Below are 20035 nucleotides of genomic sequence, written 5' to 3'. Positions count from 1 at the left end.
ACCTAACACCTAACACCTAACACCTAACACCTAACACCTAACACCTAACACCTGCAGGTATTCATTCTGAATCAACGCTGCATCGATCAGAGAACAAGAAACTCCTTGATCCCAGCATTTAAATGATTACAATCATAAACACAAATGATAACGGTTATCAGTAGTGTTATGATGTATCGCGAAATCCCAATCTTGGCATTACTTGCCGTTACTTTAGTGCCCAATGCGTTGGCCAACGAGATTCAACAAGTGGAGAGGCTGGTTGTGTCTGGTACCCGCACCCCTAAATTGTTGAACAATTCACCAGTGGCGGTGGATGTGGTCAGTGGTGAGCTACTGCAGCAAGTCAGCCGTGGCACATTAGCCCAGGCCCTGAACTTTTTGCCTGGGGTGGTAGTAAAACGCAGCGTTAAAGACGGCTATAACGTCATGATGCAGGGCTTTGACTCAGATCACGTGTTGATCCTGTTGGACGGTCAGCCGTTAATCTCACCCTCTGGTTCCTCGGTGGATTTGGATCAGATCAGTGCCGACGAGATTGAACAGATTGAAATCGTCAAAGGTGCTGGCTCGGTATTGTATGGCAGTTCCGCCATGGGCGGGGTAATCAATATCATTAGCCGTCAGGATAAGGGCAATAGCCTGAGCAGTGAGTATCAAGTGTCCCGCTATCTGGGCAATGAGGTGGACGGCGATACGCTGGGCCATCTCTACAAACTGCGTGGCTCCGCCAAAGTGGCACAGTGGCAGGCTAAGCTCAGCCTGCAGAAAATTGACGATCCTGGCTTTGATTATGAGCCTGCCAGCATTGCACAGACATCTGCTTCCCTGGATAAACACTTTGCGCGTTTTGAGCTGGCCCGTAATCTGGATGGCCTCAGGCTGGGATACAAGCTTCATTATTTTGAGGAAGAAAAACTCAAGGACAGATTTAAAGTCCCCGGCCAGGACTCGGTTGTCTACTATCTGTCCGATGTGGAGCAGTGGCAACAGGATGTACTGGTCAGCCAGCAGCATGACTGGCAACTGAAAGGCCGCTACATCAAGCACAATGAAACCAGTGGCGATTCCAATGGCTTGCGCGAAACCGATATATCCCTGGCCGAGCTGGATGCTCAGAAAGTCTGGATGCTGGATGGCATGGAGGTGGTTGGCGGGGTTATCTGGCATAGCGATACCCTGGATCAGAGCAAACTCACCGATGGACTGGTGGAGGTAGCGGATAAAGACCGCCAATCACTGGAAGCTTATAGCCAAATTAACTGGATGCTGGATAAAGTGGACTGGCTGGCCGGCTTGCGGGTTCAGCATGATACGGATTTCGGCTGGCATTCGGCACTGCGTGCCAGTGGCATGTACAAGTATATCGATACTGCACAGAACACCTGGCAATGGCGGGCTGGTTTGGGGCAAAGCTATCGTGTGCCTACGCTAAAGGAAAGGTTCTATGTGTTTGACCACAGTAACCTTGGCTACATGGTGCTGGGTAATGAAAACCTTAACCCCGAGACGGCCCTGTCGGCAAACGCTGGCTTAACCCTGACCATTCCGGTTATGGATGACAGCCATGATCTGCAATTTGAGATAGCCGGCCATTACACCCGCACCGACGATTTTATTAACACTATCAGAGATGCGGCGGCGTCAGCGGAGCTGGGCCTGGATGTGTCCCGCTATGCCAATGTGGCGGAATCCACAATCGCCGGGCTGGATCTGTCGGCCGAACTGACTCTGGATAACTGGCGCTATCAGCTCAGTTACGCTTACCTGCACACCGAAAACGAACAAGGCGAGCCACTGACGGGCCGCCCCAAACACCAGCTTAAATTCAACCTTGGCTGGTCTTACCCGGCATGGCAACTGGATAGCCTGTTTTATGCAGTCTACGAGGCTGGCGAACAAGCAGGTCAGGACTATCAGGGCATTCTTAAGGATGACTGGCTGAGCCTTAACCTGAGTTTATCCCAACACCTTAGCCAAAGCCTGAGCTGGCGACTGGCTGTTGACAATCTGCTTGATGAGCACAGAGATGCCAGCGCCGATGCGGCAGGCTTATTTGATGTGCGTCCAATCAGCAGCCGTCGCCTGACACTGGGCGTTAATTACCAATTCCTGTAAAGATAACAATTCAAGGAGCACCCGATGAAGTTTTCTCTGTCTGTTACTGCCATGGCGCTGTGCCTGGCGCTGGCCGGTTGTGGCGGTTCTGACTCAAGCGCGCCCACGCCGACCCCGAATCCAACCCCTGAGCCAACCCCGGAACCAACCCCAGAACAGGGCCTGATCAAAGGTCCATTCAGCACCGGCACGACGGCCGCGCCTGTTGCGGTGTTCTTTGATTTGGACAGTGGTGAAGTACTGCCACTGACAGAGGAGCAAGCGCTGACCAATCAGGATTGGGATATTGCCTTTAAACGCACCAAAATGTGGACCAATCATCAGGCCGAGACACCGGTCAGTGTGTTTAAAACCGACATCAACAGCGACTTCTTTGATGCTCAAGGCAACGCCGTAACAGATAAATTTATCAATGCCACGCCTGAAACTGAGCTGGACAAATACAAGGCGATTGCCACTACTGACATTCCCGCTGATGACGCCTTTGTCAGTGACAGTGAAGAGTTAGTGATTGGCGGCAAGTTCTACCATTACGATATGGCCACCCACACCGTTACCGCTGCGGACGATAAGTTTTTTATTGTCCAGTCAGACCAAGCCTTCAGCAAAATCCGCGCCAAGCACATCACCACCGCTGGTCGCACTATGGCTACCCTGACACTGGGAATCGCCCACCAAAGCCCCGCCGATGGTGATACGGCATTCCGCCCTGAAGTGGATCTTGAAGTGGATACCAGTGCCTGCACGGACGATGTCTATATCGACTTTGACCTGGCTCAGGTGATGTCTGAAACCGACAACTGGGATTTGCGCATACCCTGCAACACTGTGTCAGGCACCACGGGTGGTGCTTTTGAACTGCATATTGCCGACGACGCCAGTGCTATTGAAGACAGCGCCGAAGGTTACCCGGGCATTGACGAAGAAGCTGTGCCTTATATGGGCTTTCAGTCTAACCAAACCATGCTGCGCTTCTTCGACGACAACAGTTGGTATCAATACAACCTGCAAGGCGGCCATAAGCTGTGGTCGCAATATGGGGTGTATCTGATTCGCACCGGCACGGCCACTTATAAGTTTCAGGTCACCAGCTATTACGACGAGGCCGGTGCTTCGGGCCACTATAGTTTCCGCGCCGACAGCCTGAACGAATAATCGCGACGGGGCAGGAAGCCCGATTGTCATCAAGGGGAGTGAATTGTCACTCCCTTTTGCTATTGATTGACCCGGAGATAACACCTTGATCAAACAATTAGAAGAACTGATGTACCAGCTGTCCGATCTGTTTATGGCGCCGGTACTGGTATTACTGATTTTATTATTTGCTTACAGCCTGTTTGCCCTGGGGGCATTGCTGATGCAATGGCAACAGCGTCGGCGTCAGCGCATGGGCTATATCAATGCGTTGCAAAACAACCTGAACACATCCGGCCCATTGCCTGGCTATCCGCTTTTATGTTTGCGACTGGCACAGCCGCAAGTCAGCCGCGATGAACTGGATGTGGCGGCCTTTAACCTGTTGGAAAATGCCAGAATGGTCAGCCGCCTGGCACCGATGCTGGGCCTGGTTGCGACCATGGTTCCTATGGGGCCGGCGCTGAAAAGTCTGGCCAACGGCAATATTCAGGGTATCAGCGAAAATCTGATTGTGGCCTTTTCAGCGGTGATTTTTGGCCTGGTGACGGCATCCATTACCTTCTGGATTGCCAGCGTCAGAAAACGCTGGCTGGCTTCTGAGTTGGTAGCCCTGGCCCCCTTTATCCGGGAACAGTCCGTTTATGATACTGCCATTCGCAAGGAGGTAGAGCACGATGCGGCTGCTTGATGAAGATGAAGCCGGTAATCCGGTGCTGTCGGTGGTCAATCTGGTGGATGTATTTCTGATCCTGATTGCCGCATTGCTGATTGCCATCGCCCAAAATCCACTTAATCCCTTTTTGGATGAAAACGTCACGGTGATTAAAAATGCCGGGCAGCCGGATATGCAGATGATCATAAAAAACGGCGAAAGCATAGAAACCTATCAAAGCTCTGGCGAAATTGGTGCCGGTGATGGGGTGAAGGCCGGGGTGGCCTATCGCATGGCCGATGGCAGTATTGTTTATGTGCCAGAAACTCAGGGGCAGCCATAATGTCAGGTAGGCACATAAATATCAGCAAGAAGACGTTAATAGTATGGGGCCTGCTGCTGAGTACATTCAGCATGCCTTCTCTGGCCCAGCAATCAGTCACACAAGCCAAACCTAAGGTACTGATTCTGGGCGCTGCTCATAGCAACAAAGCCAAGGTCAGTCTGTTTAAAGAACTGGCGGGAGAAACGCTGGATATTGAGCACAAAGCCGAGTCGGCGATTAAAGACGACATGTCTGCCGCTAAGGGGTTATTTGACGAAGTTGACCTGGTGCTGTTTGATGCGGTCTCAGCCAGGGAGTCTGCGGCAACGTATGCCAAGTATCAGGCACTGATAACGCAGAGCAACAGCCGCTTTATCACTATTCAGCAACCGCAAGTGGATAGCCTGCGTAAAGGTATTGATCCGCAGCAGGCTATGGATTTGTTTGCCTATTGGGATAATGGCGGCACACAAAATCTTCAGCGTATGGGCCAATACCTGCAACATCGGTTGCTTAGCCCCACTGACACAGTCGTTGAAGCGCCATTGATTTACCCGGAGATTGGCCTGTATCACCCGGATTTCAGCAAGCGAATCTTCGCAGATCTGGACAGTTTTCTGAGCTGGCGAAAACCTTCTGAAGGTGCCCCCAGAGTGGGTATCTTGCTGCAACGCTCATTAATTGAAACTGCGCAAACCCAGGTGGTGGATAGGGCCATTCGTCAGTTGGAACAGCAAGGGGCGGTGGCGGTACCGTTTTTCTTTGAGCTAAGTCCGGTGGTGTCTGACTATCGTCCGCTTATCAGCAAAGATGGGCAAACTTATGTGGACCTGATCGTCAGTTTCCGCAATTTTCATTGGGCCGCCAAACGCAAAGCCGAATTTGAAGCGCTTGGCGTACCTGTGATGCAGGCACTGACCTACTACGACGGTGACCAGCAGACCTGGGAGCAGGACAAGCAGGGGATCAGCATTGGTATGACACCTTTTACCCTGGTTTTGCCGGAAGGCGCCGGAGTTGTGGACCCCATGATAGTGGCGGCACTTAACCAGCAAACCGGCCGGGTAGAAGCCATTGACTATCAGCTTGAACGCCTGACCAGCAAAGCAATTAAGCTGGCGAACCTGCGGCATAAAGCTAACGCCGACAAACGACTGACCTTGTTTATGTGGGGTAGCCAGGATGTTGGGGCGTCATTTTTGAATATTCCTGACAGCCTGTATCACATTGGTAAACGTTTGCATCAGGAAGGTTATCAGGTAGCGCCACATAGTGGGGATTATTACACGCAGCGGGTTAATCATATCCTTGACCCCTTTTATCGCGATTACCAACTGGATGAACTTCTGCAGCAGGATCTGGCCGAGTTGATGCCGGTGCAAGATTATCTGAGCTGGTTTAATCAATTACCCCAATCGGTCACCGAGCCTATTAATGCACACTGGGGAAAACCTCAGGATAACTTTATGGCGGTCAAGCGTGATGGGGTGGATTATTTTGTCCTGCCGCGCATTCGTAACGGTAATTTGTTGATTATGCGTCAGCCGCCACGTTCGGACAAAAAGGATAATGAAAGCGATATCTATCATGTGGGCACGGTGCCAATTAACCATTTCTATCTGGCGGCCTATTACTATGCCCGGGAATACTGGCATAGCGACGCCATTATTCATTTGGGCACCCATGGCTCGCAGGAATATTTAGGCGGCAAGGAACGCGGTTTGTCCATCTTTGACCAGGGCAACCTGGCAGTTTGGGATACCCCGGTAGTCTACCCCTTTATTGTCGATGATGTGGGCGAAGCGATGCAGACCAAGCGTCGTGGCCGCGCCACGGTCATCTCGCATATGACCGCGCCTTTTGCCACTGCTGGTTTGCAAGGGGTGATGGCGGATATACATGAACTGATGCATCAGTATGACTCGCTGGACGAAGGCGGAGTGAAGCAGCGCACCGGCGAGCAAATCCATCAGCGTTGTATTGAAGAAAATATCTGTGCCGACTTTGGCTGGAGTGACCCACAGATCAAATCTGATTTTGATGGATTTATTCAGGCCTTGCATGAGCATTTGGAGGAAATCGCCGGCACCAATCAGCCGCTTGGTTTACACAGCTTTGGTATGTTGCCTGAACAAGCCCTGCTGACCACTACCCTGGTACAGATGCAGGGGCAGGACTTTATTCAACAGGCATTGGCTTTTGAGCGTAAGCACTATCAGGCCCATCAGGATGTGCATGATGGGGATAATCAGGCCATGACCGATGAGGTAGCGCTGGAGAACACCCCTGGGTTTAAGCTGATGTATGACTATGTGGTAGCCCAGGATGGCAGTAAGTCAGTGCCCCTACCGATCGCCTTTGAGAAGCTGGACGATGCGCTACAAAGCCAATTGCTAAAAGCCCGAGAACAGTATCAGGCCATGCAGGATATCGCCGAGCTGGACAATCTGATCGGTTTTTTACAGGGCCGTTATGTGCCGGTTAAAACCGGCGGCGACCCGATACGCCATCCCGAGTCTGTGCCCACAGGATTCAATCTGCAGGGCTTTGATCCGGCCAGGGTACCCACCCAGGCAGCCTGGGAGCAGGGTAAGGCACTGACCGGGGAATTGATTGCCGATTACTTTCAGGAGCATGGCCGATATCCGGATAAACTGGCGTTTTCTTTGTGGAGTATTGAAACCATGCGCCACTACGGTGTGCTGGAAAGCCAGGCCTTGTATGCCATGGGGGTACGACCTACCTGGACGCCGGATGGGCGGGTGACCGGCACCGAAGTTATCCCCTACAGCGAATTGAAACGGCCCAGAGTGGATGTGGTTCTGTCTGCGACCGGCCTTTACCGTGATGCTTTTCCTAATGTGATGCAATTGCTGGCCAAGGCAGTACAGCAAGTGGCTGAACTGCAGGAACAGGGCAACAGTATCTGGGCCAACAGCCAACGTATTGCCAAACAGCTGGTGGAGCAAGGTGTGGCCCCGGACGAAGCCGAGTACTTGTCGACCATGCGATTGTTTTCCAATGCCTCCGGCGATTACGGCTCGGGCGTGGATGGCGCCGCCTGGGCCAGCGATAGCTGGGAGCAGGACAGTAAAATTGCCGATCTTTACCTGGATAAGATGGGTTATTTCTTTGGCCCTGATGACAAACGTTGGGGGGAAAAGCTGGACGGCATTAACCTGTATGCACAGCAACTGTCCGGTACCGACGTGGCGCTGTTTGCCCGCTCATCCAATCTGTTTGGCATGTTATCCAGCGATGATCCCTTTGAATATTTCGGTTCACTGTCGCTGGCGGTGCGCAATATTGACGGCAAAAGCCCACAGATGCGCATCAGCAACTTACGTAATGCCAGCAGCGCCAAAACCGAGAAAGCCGATCAGTTTCTGGCCAAGGAGCTGCGCACCCGGGTATTTCACAAGCGCTGGATCCAGGAGATGCAAAAAGAAGGCTACTCAGGTGCAGTGGGGATGAGTTCGCGTATGGACAATTTCTGGGGCTGGCAGGTAGTGGACCCGGATATTATTCGCGATGATCAATGGCAGGAGTATTTCGACGTCTATGTCAACGACAAGCTGGATCTGGAGTTGGATAAGTGGTTCGAACAAACGAATCCTGCTGCCCTGGCTCGTATGCTGGAACGGATGCTGGAAGCGAATCGCAAAGATTACTGGGAGGCGGATGCACACACTCTGCAAACCCTGGTTGAGCGCTATATCGACCTGGTGAACCAGTATGAGCTGTATCAGGACAATGACAAGCTCAGAGACTTTGTGAATCAGTCAGCCAGTGGCTTTGGTCTGATTAAGCAATTGGCGGCGCCGATGCCGTTGGAAGCCTCACTATCAGAAGCGGTACAAGGCCAGAAGCTGGAAAAAGTGCAGGCCAGCGAGCAGCCAATCGACTGGAACTGGACCCTGATCTGGTCCTGCTTGGCGATGTTGTTATTAATGGTGGCGGGCATGCTGTGGCAAGGGCGACCGCCCCGGCCACAGCTGAGACTTTCGCTCTGATAACAAGTCAGCCTGACGGCCAATAAACGAATTCTTTACCGCCGAGACGCAGAGTGTGCAGAGTAAAGCTCGCGGTGACGCCACTCTGTTCGCTCCGTGCCTCTGTGATTATCTATAAAATTTGTTCAGTTCAATTTCACCACAGAGGCACAGAGATTACAGAGAAAAGCAGGAAATTTAACGGTGTATATGTTTGAAAAATGAACACTTTATTTGTCTCGGTGGTGGGTGGTAAGAGGCATCTCGTCGAGTGTGCAGAGGAAAGCGCGCGGTGATAACACCTTCAAATACTCTGTGCTCTTCGTGCCTCTGTGGTTAATTTTTTTAGACAGATATATTTTTTACCTCTGAAGCAATGAGGGTACAGAGTTCTGGACTCAAGTGATGATGACATTCGCGTTCTTGGCGGCTCTGCGAGAGAGAATTCCGTTTTCAATGTTAGCAATCACCGCTTTTCGTCATTTCTTGGTAACGCTGTTATAGAAAGCGCAAAAGCTCTGGGTGTTGGTTATGGATAAAGTTGCTAAGGGCCGAATCCGCCTGAATAAAATTAAAATCAGCAAAGTCAAAGCCCGGCGCCACACTGCAACCCACTAAACTGTATTCGCCCAGACTTTCAGCGGCCTGATAGTGACCCCCTTCTATCACCTGGGCAAAATGTGGTTCGTCTGGTCCCAGACGTAACTCCTGAATCTGTTGATTATGCAGATCGATAAGCCGTAGTGGGGCACCAGCATAATGATTCCATACCTCATCATGGGCCACGCGATGAAAGCGGCTGACGTCCCCCTGTCCCAGTAGAAAATAAATATGGGTCAGGCTGGGGCGTGGTTGGCCATGTACCGGTGAGTTTAAACTCTGGGCTGAGCGGTAAACTTCTGCGTAATAGCCTCCTTCCGGGTGAGGCTTAAGCGCAAACTGGCTGATCAGTTGTTCCTTACTAGGGGACATGATGATGCTTCCTGATTGAAATTAGTCATTGTCAGTGCTCTGGCACTGAACTATGTTAGGCGGAATTTAGTGGAACGTCATTGGAGAAAAATATGGACATACTGTTTGACTACATTTTACGTATTGAGACCTTTCTACTGATTTTTGTGGTGGTGGTATTAAAATCCGCCATTATCTTTGTCCCTCAGAATCGCGCTTATCTGATTGAGCGATTTGGTAAATACCAGACCACCCGCGAAGCCGGACTGAATTTTATCGTACCTTTTATTGACCGGATTGCCGCCGACCGCTCGCTGAAAGAGCAGGCCGTGGATGTGCCGGAACAAAGCGCTATTACCCGTGACAACATCTCTCTTAAGGTGGATGGGGTGCTGTATTTCCGGGTGCTGGATCCATACAAGGCCACCTATGGGGTGGATGATTATATCTTTGCCGTGACTCAGTTGGCGCAAACCACTATGCGTTCAGAGCTGGGTAAAATGGAACTGGATAAAACCTTTGAAGAGCGTGATCAACTTAACACTAATATCGTATCCGCCATAAACGAAGCCTCTGGCCCCTGGGGCATCCAGGTGATGCGCTATGAAATTAAAGACATTGTGCCACCGCATTCGGTTATGGAAGCTATGGAAGCGCAAATGAAGGCGGAACGAGTCAAAAGGGCACAGATCCTGGAATCTGAAGGTGACAGGCAAGCGGCTATTAACCGTGCCGAGGGTGAAAAAGCTTCAGTGGTACTGGCCGCCGAAGCGGACAAAGCAGAGCAGGTGCTGCGCGCTGAGGGTGAAGCCAAAGCTATTCTGGCGGTGGCAGAGGCGCAGGCCGAAGCATTGCGACTGGTGGGCGAAGCGGCCAACACAGAACAAGGCCAGAAGGCGATTCAACTGGATCTGGCCACTAAGGCCATTGAAGCCAAACAAGCCATTGCTAAAGAGTCTTCAGTGGTGTTGCTACCAGACAGTGGGACTGATGCCGCGTCAATGGTAGCGCAGGCCATGACCATTATCGAGAATATAAAAAAGGGGTAACCGATGGACCTACTGAATCAGCATCTGGCCGAGAGTCTGATGGTGTTAGGCCTGGCACTGCTGGCCGTTGAAGTACTGATCCTGGGCTTTGCCACCTTTGTATTGTTCTTTATTGGCCTGGCAGCGCTGGCCACCGGGCTGATGATGTATCTTGGCTTGCTTGGGCAGGATATGTTCAGCGCTCTGGCCAGCCTCGCCGTGTTGAGTGCCTTGTTTGCGTTGTTGTTGTGGAAGCCGCTAAAAAATATGCAGGCGAAAGGAAAACCGGTACAGGTACAAAGTGATCTGATCGGGCATCAGTTTGCAGTTACCGAGGCACTGCAGCCAGGTAAGAGTTTTGAGTATCGTTATTCAGGTATTGCTTGGCAGGTACACAGTCAGCAACATTTAACAGCTGGGCAGACGGTGCAGGTGGTTAAAGTGTCGGTAGGGCGTTTGGATGTAGCACCTGTGCAGGACGTGTCGTGATAAATCTTCGTCTGGCCCAAGCGGGCAATGAGGATAAAAGTTACTTCTGGCGGCATTATCAGCAGGCCATGCGTGGACATATTGAAAGTCAGTGGGGATGGGATGAGAACTGGCAGCGTCAGGATTTTGCTAAGCGCTGGCAGGATAATCAAAATCTATTGGTGGTATCTGGCCACCTCAATCTTGGTTATATTCAGCTCTGCCAACGTCCAAAGCATGGCCTATATATTACGATGCTGATTATGGCACCACAATGGCGCAATAAGGGAATTGGACGTAGGTTGCTATTGCAATTGCTTAAGGTCTATCAGGCTCAAGAGTTAACACTCAGGGTGTTTCGTTGTAATCAGCAAGCTCTGCAATTTTATGTAAATGCTGGCTTCTGCGTAAGTGCGGAAGAACCGGACTTTTATTTGTTGCAGGCAGGGGCAAAGGCGTTGCAAACGGCCCAACCGGAAGTCAGGCTCGCTTAACGTTATTTTCAGTCTTCCTCGGCTTCCACTGCGTCAACATCAATACCCATTTTTTCCATAATTTTGCGTGCTTCTGCCGGAATACGATGAGGATTGTCTTTCTGCAGATCGGCATCATTGGGTAGGGGTTGCCCGGTAAACGCATGCAGAAATGCTTCACACAGCAACTCCGAATTCGTGGCGTGACGTAAATTGTTGATCTGTCTGCGCGTCCGCTCATCGGTTAGTACTTTGAGTACGTTCAATGGAATGGACACGGTAATTTTTTTTACCTGCTCGCTCTTTTTTCCATGCTCGGCGTAGGGATGAATATACTCGCCATTCCATTTAGCCATGTTTCTGCCTGTTTTATTTTAAGTTAGATGGCAAAATTCTAACCGCTGGCAGGATTCAGTCAATCTGGAAGTCCAAACATCTTGATGTCTGGGCGGAATACAAGTAGATTTAGCCATCTAAACGTCCAAAATCCAGAGCTTATTCCAGGAGTCACTATGGTTTCCTATGCCCAGGGCATTGATGCGCTGAACAATTCCTTGTCTGAATTGCGCAATATCAATGTGTCTTTTGAATTTTTCCCGCCTAAAACTGAGCAAATGGAACAAACTCTGTGGCATTCAGTGCAGCGCCTGGCACCCCTTAAGCCAGCTTATATGTCGGTGACTTATGGTGCGAACAGTGGCGAGCGGGATCGTACCCATGATGTGGTGAAACGTATCCAGGCCGAGACCGGCGTGGCGGCCGCGCCACATTTGACCTGTGTGGATGCCAGCCGAGAAGAGCTTAAGCAAATCGCCCATGACTACTGGCAGGCTGGTATTCGTAAGATTGTTGCCCTGCGCGGTGATTTGCCTAAAGGCGTGGACAAAACCGAGCTGTATGCGGCGGATCTGGTGGCGTTACTGAAAGATGTGGCGGATTTCGATATTGCCGTGGCGGCGTATCCGGAAATTCACCCTGAAGCGCCTAATGGCCAGTTTGACTTGCTGAATCTGAAACGTAAGGCCGAAGCCGGTGCAAGTTCGGCTATTACGCAGTTTTTCTTCGATGCCGAAGTGTTTCTGCGCTTTCGTGACCGGGCCGCAGCCGCAGGAATAGATTTGGAAATCATCCCCGGTATTTTGCCGGTAACGAATTACAATACTCTGGTGCGTTTTGCCGGTATGACCAATGTGCATGTGCCAAACTGGTTGCATAAGATGTATGAAGGTCTGGACGATAATGACCAGACCACCCGTAATCTGTTGGGTGCCAGCATTGCTATGGATATGGCGCGTATTCTGGCCAAAGAAGGGGTGCGTAACTTCCATTTTTATACGCTGAATCGCTGTGAGCTCAGCTATGCGATTTGTCATATGCTGGGTTTGCGAGCCGACTAAGTAAGCATTAGTTTGACAGACACACAGAAAGGCATCAGGGGATGCCTTTTTTTGTGCGTCGAGGGTACACTTGAATCTGAGTTTTGGGCAGGAGGTATGGGATGGATAAATTCAGGGCAATTAAAACCTTAACGTTAAGCCAGGTGAAAGTGTTTGCCATAGCCATGCTGACTCGTTGCCAACAGGACAGAATTACCGTTACTGCTGGCCATCTGGCCTATGTCTCCTTGTTGTCTTTAGTGCCATTTATCATGGTGTTTTTTACCATATTATCGGCGTTTCCTGCATTCGGTTCGGCCCGTGGTGATTTGGAATCCTTTATATTTAGTAACTTTGTGCCGCATGCCGGTGGCGTGGTGCAGCAATATGTTGGTGAGTTTGTTGGCAATGCATCGAAAATGGGCGCTGTGAGCATATTGTTCCTGGTGGTAGTGGCGTTGATGCTGATCTCCAATGTAGACAAGACCATTAACCATATCTTTCGCACCAACAGTGACAGACGCCCCATCTTTACCTTTGCTATTTATTGGATGGTGCTGACATTAGGCCCCTTATTAATAGGTTCGGGGCTGGCGATCAGTTCCTATTTAGTGGGGCTGGCGGCTTTTGCCGAGGACTATACGCCAGGTATTACTACTGCGTTGCTGAATCTGGTGCCCTTTGTTACGTCATTGGGGGCATTTTTTATTTTGTATATGGTGGTGCCAAATAAAGCGGTACGTGCCAGGCATGCTCTTTCCGGGGCTTTTTTAGCAACCTGCTTATTCGAATTATCGAAAAAGGGATTTGCTTTGTATGTTGCCAGCTTTCCCTCCTATCAAATGATCTACGGTGCATTGGCTGCGGTACCCATTTTATTTGTATGGATTTACCTGTCCTGGATTGTGGTGTTACTTGGTGCCGAGTTTACCGTACAAGTAGAGAGCCTGAGCCAGCCACCACCGCCGCAAGAAAGTATTTAATACTTCCCGCCACAAGGCTTATACAGTTTTCAACACTTCCTAACAGATTCGCAGAAGATGACTTGGTATCTTGCTCGGGCAATTTTCATCATGCAAAGAGGGAAGGTGTTATGGGAATGAGTCTTAAGCGAAGTACGCTGTTGTGGTTGGCAGTAATAGGGTTGGGGGCCTGTAGTAGCGATCAGGTTGATAAGGCCATTGATGACAGACCGAAAAATCGGGATACCACCATCACCTTTGTTAATGCCCTGAATGACGATGCCGGCTTTTATCTTCACCCGCATGCTATGTTTGGCGATGTATTCCGGGATAAATACAAAGCAGTAGATTTACTCAGTGAAGATTATGGCAGTTATCTTTATGGCTGGAATAAAGACTACGCCAAAACCACTTTTGGTGTACGCAACAAAAACAGCAACAACAAAAGCCGCAAGCTGGATGCGCATTTAGCTGACGGCGGTCGGACCTGGGTGGTGGCCTGGATGAATGGCAGCAACTATGAATTGTCTGTTTTTGACAAATCCCCCCGCAACCGTGCCGATATTATCAGTGTCAGGGTGCTGGCAAATGCTGATATGGATGTTGCTGTGGACGGAAAACACATCAGCCGGGTTAAATCCGGTAAAGTGTCTACACATATCAGTGTTGAGCTGTGCAATGGCACGCTGAGCATAGCCAACCGCGCCATTAATTTATGTCAGCAGGAATATGGCCGCTCTTATCTGCTGGTTGCCGACAGTGATGGTGCCAAGGTGATAGTGGAAGAATAGCTAATTCTGAATACTCTGAATAAACTCGTTAGACTGGTCTATGGCCCGGTTCATCTCTCTGAGTAATAGATCAATATCGCGTTTTATACCACTGAATTCACCTTGCAGGGAGCCAATTGCGCTGGCGTTCAGGTTGTGTTTTAAGTAAAGCACATTGTCTTTTAAGGCACTTAACACCGGCGCCATTTTACTTTCGGCGCGGCGCATGGAATTTAGTAATTGGGTATAGCGGCGTTGGGTATCCTTTAGCTTTACACTGCTGTCTCGTCTGAGCTTCTCACTGCTGTATTGGTCCAGCTCGTCCTGCCATTCATCAAACAAGGCATCGGCAACATCCTGTACCTTATTGATACGTGCTGAAACTTTTTCTGCCGAGGCTTCACTGGCTTCATACTGGTCCTTAAGACCCTCGTACACACGCTGCAACTCACCACCATCAAATTCCAGCAGAGTGCTGAAACGTTCCAGGGCTGAACTGAATTGTTGCTGGGCGTCTTCCTGCGCATCTCTGGCGTCTTCGACCCGATCAACCAGAATGTCTCGTTTCTCGACGCCCACCTTTTCCATCGCTGAGTAGTAGGCTGACTGGCAGCCACTGAGCAGCAGCCAGATGCCTAACAGCCCGGCATGACGAAACATCAGAGCCTGGCCCTGAACTTGGCGGCATCCACAATTGCCCACAGATGGATCAGTGCGCCTGGGATCCACATAAAGATCAGGATAACAGTGGCAGCCATGCCATAGCATACAGACACCACCACAAAAAACAGCAAGGCAGCCAGAATCCGGCCTTGGACTAACTGTCCCAAACCTGGAATAAAGAAGCTGCAAATTGCCGCAATGACATTACCGCCGGAACCTTGTCCTGACATAGAAGTCTCCATCACATTTGTTTATGCAATTAACTTAAAGCAATTGTTTGCGCTAGGCAAACTTTGCCACAATAGCATGGCTTTAACTCAGGAATATCAGATGATTGCATTGTTACAGAGAGTGTCAGAAGCCAAAGTGGTGGTGGCAGGGGAATGCATAGGACAGATTAATAAAGGCATTCTGTTATTGCTGGGAGTGGAGCAAAGTGATGATGAAGCCAAAGCCCGCAGGTTATGTGAGCGGGTGCTTAATTATCGTATCTTCGCTGATGAACAGGGAAAAATGAATCTGAATTTACTGCAGACAGGTGGGCAATTGCTGGTGGTATCTCAATTTACCCTGGTGGCCGATACGGATAAAGGTAACCGACCCAGCTTTTCCCGTGCCGGCAACCCACAGGAAAGCGAAGTGTTGTATGAATACTTTGTCAGTCAGGCGAGAAAAGCGGGTGTTCACTGCCAAACTGGGCGATTCGCCGCGGATATGCAGGTAAGCTTAACCAATGACGGGCCTGTGACTTTCCAACTCAAAGTGTAGCGGGCAACGATTTACCCCTCAGAGCACTGAAACCAGATAATTTAAGTTGAGGTGATGACGGCGGGCGAACTTTACGAGCGTTGCGTATTCAGGCAACAGGAGTGGTTGTTTCGCACAAAGTAAAATGCGGTTTTGATAACCAGGTACTTTAAAGCAAAGCGGGCGAAAGCCGCTTAATCGCAGATAGAGCTGCTGGAAATCGTCAATCTCACCGGAGTGTTCGGGTAAAAGGTTGATAGCCAGAATACCCAGCTGGGACAAACTATCCAGACAATCACGGTGGAACGCATCCTGTTTGAGAAAGTCGGGATGCTTGTGACCATCGAATATATCGATAAACAGCAAATCCAGACAATGATAGTGTTTTATCTCTATTTGCCCGTCGCCTTGTATGATAGTACCAGGGGCAAGATGAAAGTAATCCACACAAGACTGAATCACGCCGTTGTTGCTTTCAATACTTGTCATATGGATGTTTGGATGCACAGAGCCCAGATAACGTTTGAGTGCTCCGCCACCTACTCCAAGCTCCAGCGCCTGTGTGGCCTGAGGACAAAAATACAGCGCCAGTGCCATGGCATGTAAGTGCGGTAATACCAAAGTGGGGGGATTGCTCAAATCCATTACAGTCTGTACTGTGTCATCCAGACATAGCCAGCGATATGCTGCGTTTTGGTAAACAAAGAGCTGCGGTGCATGCCAATAGAGCAGCTCCCTTTGCCTTAACGCATGATTAAGGTCAAACAGTGGAATACCCAGATGTGTAGCAATAACAAGTGGCTCACTATAGGTGCTGTGTTTCGTTTTGTTAAGCTGCTGGCAGGATTAAATTTAGGTGAGATAAATGTATAAAGTTGATACGCCTACCACGGACGAAGAGTTTGACAAATATTTTCAATTTCGCTGGCTGATGCTGCGCAAGCCCTGGAACTATCCGCTAGGGTCGGAAAAAGACGAATACGAGCAGGTGGGTATTCATCGCATGGTGGTGAATGCTAACGGTGATGTGATCGCCATAGGTCGCTTGCATTTCAACACACCCGAAGAGGCGCAAATCCGCCATATAGCTGTGCATCCGGACTACCATGGTAAAGGATTGGGCAAACTGGTTGTATCTGCGCTGGAAGGCGTGGCCAGAAATCAGGGGATTGAAAGGATTGTCACCAACAGCCGGGAAATATCCACCCCTTTCTTTAAAAGTTGTGGTTTTGAAGTTGTAGGGGAAGCGACAACTGAGTTGGGGCAGCTTAAACGGGAGCAGATGGTAAAGAAGCTGACAGAGCTGAATGCCGTCATGCTGCACCCCAAGTGGTGTAAAGAATTGCAGGACACCTGGTACGAGACCATTCCCATCAGCGAACAAATGGGTATCAAGCTTTATCAGTACACAGGACGGACCTTGGAGGTTCGTGCATCGCTGAATAAAAACATTAATTTACATGGCACCATGTTTGCCGGGAGCATTTTTTCTCTGGCCACCCTGTCAGGTTGGGGCATGTTGTTTTTACAGATGAAAGAGAAAAACCTGTCCGGCGAGATTGTGCTTGGCGACGCTGATATACATTATCATAAACCTATCAGTTTGCAGCCTAGGGCAATCTGTAATATTGAATCTGTCAGCGGAAAGTTTGAGCAACTGGCTAAGGGGCGTAAGAGCCCATTCAAATTGCAGGTGGATATTCACGATGGCCATAATCCTGTGGCCGAGTTTAAGGGCGTCTACTGGGTTTTACCGCCGACAGAAGAGTAACAATAAAGGCGCCGTATGGCGCCTTTATCAAAACGTGCTTTGCTAAATAGCCTCGCTTCAGACCATGGCGGCCTGAAGTTTTTTCAGGGCATTTTTCTCAATCTGACGCACCCGCTCAGCAGAAACCTGATATTTATCAGCCAAGTCCTGCAATGTGGTTTTGTCGTCAGTTAACCAGCGGCACTGAATAATATGCTGGCTTCTTTCATCCAAAGTCTTGATGGCTGAGTGCAAGCGCTGAGTTGAGGATTCATCCCAGTCTGCATCCAGTACAGTAGATTCCACATCGGCACTTTTATCTTCAAGATATTGCACTGGTGCAAAATTACTGCTGTCATCATCGTCATTGGCCAGGTCGAAGGCCTGATCCTGGCTGCTCATGCGCGCTTCCATTTGCAGCACTTCTTTGGTGCTTACCCCCAGTTCATCAGCAACTTTCTGAACTTCTTCATGGGTAAACCAACCAAGGCGCTTTTTGGCCTTGCGCAGGTTGAAGAACAATTTGCGTTGTGCCTTGGTGGTGGCCACTTTTACGATTCGCCAATTGCGTAAAACGAATTCGTGGATCTCCGCTTTGATCCAATGCACAGCGAAAGATACCAGACGTACACCCACGCCTGGATCAAAGCGTTTTACCGCTTTCATCAAACCAATATTGCCTTCCTGAATCAGGTCGGCCTGAGGAAGGCCATAGCCTGAATAGGATTTGGCGATATGCACAACAAAACGAAGGTGCGACATGATCAGCCTGCGGGCTGCTTCAAGATCCCCTTGATGGTGAAGGCGCTCGGCTAATTCCTTTTCTTCCTCGGCAGTGAGCATATCAATTGAACTCACCGCTTGCATGTAGGCTTCCAGACTGCCCGTCTGAGGTACGCTTAACGCCATAGACTGCATGTTTGTGCTCATCGTTTACCTCACATAAAAAGAGTGGAGCCAGTGTAGCACCCAGTCGCAGCGATCACCAGCCCGTCTGGGTGCGGAAAATACACAGTATTGACCACTGACTCGACCTTGAGTTCCGTTACTTAACCAGCCTTATATTGGGCTGTACTTCTTCCTTTTCAAGCAACTTAATATTTCTGGAGCGACGCTGACCATTCTGGAATCTGTCATAACGGAAATTGTCTACCTCCATCATTTGAGCAAAATTGACCAGAGCAGCCATATCGCTCTTATCTAGGCTCCTATCTGAACTGTTCAGTTGACTGTCTACATAAACTTCATCACCGTTGAATGTCATATGCGCAACAGCATCATAGGGTTTGCCGTATTCCTCTACACGAATGGCCCTGACCATTTTGACTTCGAAAATCCAGTTCCCAACCTTAACATAGCGATTTGCGCTATTTTCCATCTTTTCCCCCTGTGAAAAGAAATATGGGATTGACCCGTGGTTTATTTTTCAGGTTGTAATTGACGAAAGTTAGGAGCAACTGCATTTGGTTCTTCTCGTCTGCCATGACGAAAAGAGCCGACTCTTAACCGGGTTATCGGCCTCCGGCCGGGGGAATACAACGACTTTCCTGAATTTTTTAATTTCAGTAGCTAAACAACAGCAACTGGTGGCTGTCCTTGCATCTTACCAAGCCATTCTTACTTACTGGAAAAATGCCTGCAAGTCTTCCGTGCTGAAAACATTATCACCCAGACCATTATCCGATAACTCGGGGGGCCGGTTTAGATACCTTTTCAGCTTGTCTTAAATTGGTATCAGGATCTTCCCTAATGTCTGCCGCAGTAGTATCAATTGCTGAAAGCACAACAAAAGCAAAGCAGGTCAATGTCTTAACCTGCAATGCCAATCTTGATGAGTGAAATTGGGAAGGCAAACTGGAAAACATATCCGTCAAACTTAATAGGCGGCATAACAACAAGAAGCAATGCTAGCCGCGTTTTTGCCAGATCCATGCTAGTTCCATGCCAGTTGGGGGTGTGGCTAAAATACATGGTCTGGGAGGTGATTTCGGGTAGCAAGAGTGGCCTTTTTGTCCCCTATAAGAGACATCATAGGTAACTAGATTTTCATTATCATAAGTCATGGCTTCTCGGTGTTTGGATAATGTCTATATAAAATAATGGCTTATGGAGTCATCTTGTTTGAGCGTCTTGTGTCGCAAAAAGGAGACATGTTGACGGTATGATATTCAAATATTGGATGCCCTTAGTTTCGTGGGGGATTTTAGGGCACAATAGGTAGGATCATTTGGTGGCGTAAGGAAAGTGCATTGACCAAATTCATGCCTTCATCACTTAAATCTCTGACTTTACTGGGCTTCGCTCTGGTTAGTTTGCCTTTGATTCTGGCATTGGCAATGGCGCTGGTGCGCATAGATAAGCTTTCTAATCAGGGGGCGAATGCTGTTCAACAAGTCTCCAAGCTAGTGTATTCCACCCGGCAGGTTAGCCAATTGTTGGTAAACATGGAGCGAGGTGCCAGCCAATTTCTTGTGTTGAAAGACCCATCCTTGTGGCAGGGGTATTTGGAACAAAGACAAGAGTTGCTTGCACTGACCAATGAGATGCGCAACCAACCCGAGTTAGCAGCCACACTAGTTACCATGTTAAAGCATGAAGAGCAGTTAAATCAGGACTTGAGTGA

At 49.5% G+C, this 20035-nt stretch carries 21 protein-coding genes; 14 read left to right on the top strand and 7 right to left on the bottom strand.

All coding sequences use genetic code 11. The features are described from left to right. Positions 1-168 precede the first annotated feature (168 nt). The 5 genes from CSR04_RS17230 (at position 169) to cobN (ending at position 8245) form a co-directional block, all read left to right on the top strand. A complete protein-coding gene (locus CSR04_RS17230) occupies positions 169-2118 on the top strand; it encodes a TonB-dependent receptor plug domain-containing protein (RefSeq protein WP_245921712.1) in 1950 nt (649 codons plus the stop codon). 24 nt (positions 2119-2142) lie between these two features. Then, the gene (locus CSR04_RS17225; protein WP_102797563.1) at positions 2143-3273 is read left to right on the top strand and encodes an HmuY family protein; all 1131 of its coding nucleotides are present in this window, start codon (positions 2143-2145) and stop codon (positions 3271-3273) included. Between the two features lie 85 nt (positions 3274-3358). Continuing rightward, positions 3359-3943 carry a MotA/TolQ/ExbB proton channel family protein gene (locus CSR04_RS17220; protein ID WP_102797562.1) on the top strand — a complete coding sequence of 195 codons (585 nt, stop codon included), beginning with the start codon at positions 3359-3361 and terminating at the stop codon, positions 3941-3943. Continuing rightward, the gene (locus CSR04_RS17215; protein ID WP_102797561.1) at positions 3930-4250 is read left to right on the top strand and encodes a DUF2149 domain-containing protein; all 321 of its coding nucleotides are present in this window, start codon (positions 3930-3932) and stop codon (positions 4248-4250) included. Before CSR04_RS17220 ends, CSR04_RS17215 begins: the two co-directional genes overlap by 14 nt. Next, entirely contained in the window at positions 4250-8245 is a 3996-nt protein-coding gene (cobN, locus tag CSR04_RS17210; RefSeq protein ID WP_102797560.1) for a cobaltochelatase subunit CobN, read from the top strand. Before CSR04_RS17215 ends, cobN begins: the two co-directional genes overlap by 1 nt. Before the next feature lie 477 nt (positions 8246-8722). Here cobN and CSR04_RS17205 read toward each other — a convergent pair whose 3' ends face one another. After that, positions 8723-9196, bottom strand: coding sequence for a cupin domain-containing protein (locus tag CSR04_RS17205; protein WP_102797559.1), 474 nt, complete (start codon positions 9194-9196; stop codon positions 8723-8725). 92 nt (positions 9197-9288) lie between these two features. Here CSR04_RS17205 and CSR04_RS17200 point away from each other — a divergent pair, with 92 nt between their 5' ends. From CSR04_RS17200 to CSR04_RS17190, 3 genes are read left to right on the top strand one after another with little or no spacing between them, the layout of a single operon-like run. Further along, complete coding sequence (locus tag CSR04_RS17200; protein WP_102797558.1) at positions 9289-10224, top strand: SPFH domain-containing protein; 936 nt, start codon at positions 9289-9291, stop codon at positions 10222-10224. 3 nt (positions 10225-10227) lie between these two features. Next, positions 10228-10692, top strand: coding sequence for an NfeD family protein (locus CSR04_RS17195; protein ID WP_102797557.1), 465 nt, complete (start codon positions 10228-10230; stop codon positions 10690-10692). Next, positions 10689-11165, top strand: a complete 477-nt coding sequence (locus CSR04_RS17190) for a GNAT family N-acetyltransferase (RefSeq protein ID WP_102797556.1) — start codon at positions 10689-10691, stop codon at positions 11163-11165. Before CSR04_RS17195 ends, CSR04_RS17190 begins: the two co-directional genes overlap by 4 nt. A gap of 8 nt (positions 11166-11173) precedes the next feature. Here CSR04_RS17190 and metJ read toward each other — a convergent pair whose 3' ends face one another. Continuing rightward, positions 11174-11500 (bottom strand): met regulon transcriptional regulator MetJ, encoded by a 327-nt coding sequence (gene metJ / locus CSR04_RS17185; RefSeq protein WP_102797555.1) that lies wholly within the window; start codon positions 11498-11500, stop codon positions 11174-11176. A 156-nt stretch (positions 11501-11656) separates the two neighbouring features. Between metJ and metF the strand changes: the two genes are divergently transcribed. From metF to CSR04_RS17170, 3 genes are all read left to right on the top strand, one after another. Next, on the top strand, positions 11657-12541 hold the full coding sequence (gene metF, locus CSR04_RS17180) for a methylenetetrahydrofolate reductase (RefSeq protein ID WP_102797554.1): 885 nt from the start codon (positions 11657-11659) through the stop codon (positions 12539-12541). Positions 12542-12642: 101 nt separating this feature from the next. Continuing rightward, on the top strand, positions 12643-13503 hold the full coding sequence (locus CSR04_RS17175; RefSeq protein WP_102797553.1) for a virulence factor BrkB family protein: 861 nt from the start codon (positions 12643-12645) through the stop codon (positions 13501-13503). 116 nt (positions 13504-13619) lie between these two features. Beyond that, complete coding sequence (locus CSR04_RS17170) at positions 13620-14273, top strand: hypothetical protein (protein ID WP_102797552.1); 654 nt, start codon at positions 13620-13622, stop codon at positions 14271-14273. Here CSR04_RS17170 and CSR04_RS17165 read toward each other — a convergent pair whose 3' ends face one another. Beyond that, positions 14274-14912, bottom strand: a complete 639-nt coding sequence (locus CSR04_RS17165; RefSeq protein WP_102797551.1) for a DUF2959 domain-containing protein — start codon at positions 14910-14912, stop codon at positions 14274-14276. Continuing rightward, positions 14912-15145: a hypothetical protein gene (locus tag CSR04_RS17160; protein ID WP_102797550.1), complete on the bottom strand. Its 234-nt coding sequence runs from the start codon at positions 15143-15145 to the stop codon at positions 14912-14914. The genes CSR04_RS17165 and CSR04_RS17160 overlap by 1 nt, the downstream gene beginning before the upstream one ends. Before the next feature lie 100 nt (positions 15146-15245). On the opposite strand from CSR04_RS17160, the gene dtd reads away from it, so the two are divergent. Beyond that, positions 15246-15683: a D-aminoacyl-tRNA deacylase gene (gene dtd / locus CSR04_RS17155; protein WP_102797549.1), complete on the top strand. Its 438-nt coding sequence runs from the start codon at positions 15246-15248 to the stop codon at positions 15681-15683. Positions 15684-15701: 18 nt separating this feature from the next. Here the strand turns inward: dtd and CSR04_RS17150 are convergent, their stop codons facing one another. Beyond that, entirely contained in the window at positions 15702-16307 is a 606-nt protein-coding gene (locus CSR04_RS17150) for a class I SAM-dependent methyltransferase (RefSeq protein ID WP_102797548.1), read from the bottom strand. Between the two features lie 220 nt (positions 16308-16527). Here CSR04_RS17150 and CSR04_RS17145 point away from each other — a divergent pair, with 220 nt between their 5' ends. Further along, entirely contained in the window at positions 16528-17433 is a 906-nt protein-coding gene (locus tag CSR04_RS17145) for a bifunctional GNAT family N-acetyltransferase/hotdog fold thioesterase (RefSeq protein ID WP_102797547.1), read from the top strand. 57 nt (positions 17434-17490) lie between these two features. Here the strand turns inward: CSR04_RS17145 and rpoH are convergent, their stop codons facing one another. Further along, positions 17491-18342 carry an RNA polymerase sigma factor RpoH gene (gene rpoH / locus CSR04_RS17140; RefSeq protein ID WP_102797546.1) on the bottom strand — a complete coding sequence of 284 codons (852 nt, stop codon included), beginning with the start codon at positions 18340-18342 and terminating at the stop codon, positions 17491-17493. Between the two features lie 115 nt (positions 18343-18457). Then, entirely contained in the window at positions 18458-18790 is a 333-nt protein-coding gene (locus tag CSR04_RS17135) for a hypothetical protein (protein WP_102797545.1), read from the bottom strand. An 871-nt stretch (positions 18791-19661) separates the two neighbouring features. Between CSR04_RS17135 and CSR04_RS17130 the strand changes: the two genes are divergently transcribed. After that, the coding region (locus CSR04_RS17130; RefSeq protein WP_216362586.1) for a hypothetical protein at positions 19662-20035 on the top strand (374 nt) is incomplete at its 3' end.

The sequence above is a fragment of the Bowmanella denitrificans genome, from assembly GCF_002887595.1.
Classification (GTDB): Bacteria; Pseudomonadota; Gammaproteobacteria; order Enterobacterales; family Alteromonadaceae; genus Bowmanella; species Bowmanella denitrificans.
The sequence above is the reverse complement of the archived record's forward strand: the minus strand, read 5'-3'. Positions and strand labels throughout refer to the sequence as shown.

What these genes read in the sequence shown, in the direction of transcription:
- CSR04_RS17160 (WP_102797550.1), bottom strand. Translation starts at nt 15,145, where the DNA reads ATGTCAGGACAAGGTTCCGGCGGTAATGTCATTGCGGCAATTTGCAGC.
- rpoH (WP_102797546.1), bottom strand. Translation starts at nt 18,342, where the DNA reads ATGAGCACAAACATGCAGTCTATGGCGTTAAGCGTACCTCAGACGGGC.
- metJ (WP_102797555.1), bottom strand. Translation starts at nt 11,500, where the DNA reads ATGGCTAAATGGAATGGCGAGTATATTCATCCCTACGCCGAGCATGGA.
- CSR04_RS17170 (WP_102797552.1), top strand. Translation starts at nt 13,620, where the DNA reads ATGAGTCTTAAGCGAAGTACGCTGTTGTGGTTGGCAGTAATAGGGTTG.
- cobN (WP_102797560.1), top strand. Translation starts at nt 4,250, where the DNA reads ATGTCAGGTAGGCACATAAATATCAGCAAGAAGACGTTAATAGTATGG.
- dtd (WP_102797549.1), top strand. Translation starts at nt 15,246, where the DNA reads ATGATTGCATTGTTACAGAGAGTGTCAGAAGCCAAAGTGGTGGTGGCA.
- CSR04_RS17195 (WP_102797557.1), top strand. Translation starts at nt 10,228, where the DNA reads ATGGACCTACTGAATCAGCATCTGGCCGAGAGTCTGATGGTGTTAGGC.
- metF (WP_102797554.1), top strand. Translation starts at nt 11,657, where the DNA reads ATGGTTTCCTATGCCCAGGGCATTGATGCGCTGAACAATTCCTTGTCT.
- CSR04_RS17165 (WP_102797551.1), bottom strand. Translation starts at nt 14,912, where the DNA reads ATGTTTCGTCATGCCGGGCTGTTAGGCATCTGGCTGCTGCTCAGTGGC.
- CSR04_RS17230 (WP_245921712.1), top strand. Translation starts at nt 169, where the DNA reads ATGATGTATCGCGAAATCCCAATCTTGGCATTACTTGCCGTTACTTTA.
- CSR04_RS17145 (WP_102797547.1), top strand. Translation starts at nt 16,528, where the DNA reads ATGTATAAAGTTGATACGCCTACCACGGACGAAGAGTTTGACAAATAT.
- CSR04_RS17135 (WP_102797545.1), bottom strand. Translation starts at nt 18,790, where the DNA reads ATGGAAAATAGCGCAAATCGCTATGTTAAGGTTGGGAACTGGATTTTC.
- CSR04_RS17205 (WP_102797559.1), bottom strand. Translation starts at nt 9,196, where the DNA reads ATGTCCCCTAGTAAGGAACAACTGATCAGCCAGTTTGCGCTTAAGCCT.
- CSR04_RS17200 (WP_102797558.1), top strand. Translation starts at nt 9,289, where the DNA reads ATGGACATACTGTTTGACTACATTTTACGTATTGAGACCTTTCTACTG.
- CSR04_RS17150 (WP_102797548.1), bottom strand. Translation starts at nt 16,307, where the DNA reads ATGGATTTGAGCAATCCCCCCACTTTGGTATTACCGCACTTACATGCC.
- CSR04_RS17175 (WP_102797553.1), top strand. Translation starts at nt 12,643, where the DNA reads ATGGATAAATTCAGGGCAATTAAAACCTTAACGTTAAGCCAGGTGAAA.
- CSR04_RS17215 (WP_102797561.1), top strand. Translation starts at nt 3,930, where the DNA reads ATGCGGCTGCTTGATGAAGATGAAGCCGGTAATCCGGTGCTGTCGGTG.
- CSR04_RS17225 (WP_102797563.1), top strand. Translation starts at nt 2,143, where the DNA reads ATGAAGTTTTCTCTGTCTGTTACTGCCATGGCGCTGTGCCTGGCGCTG.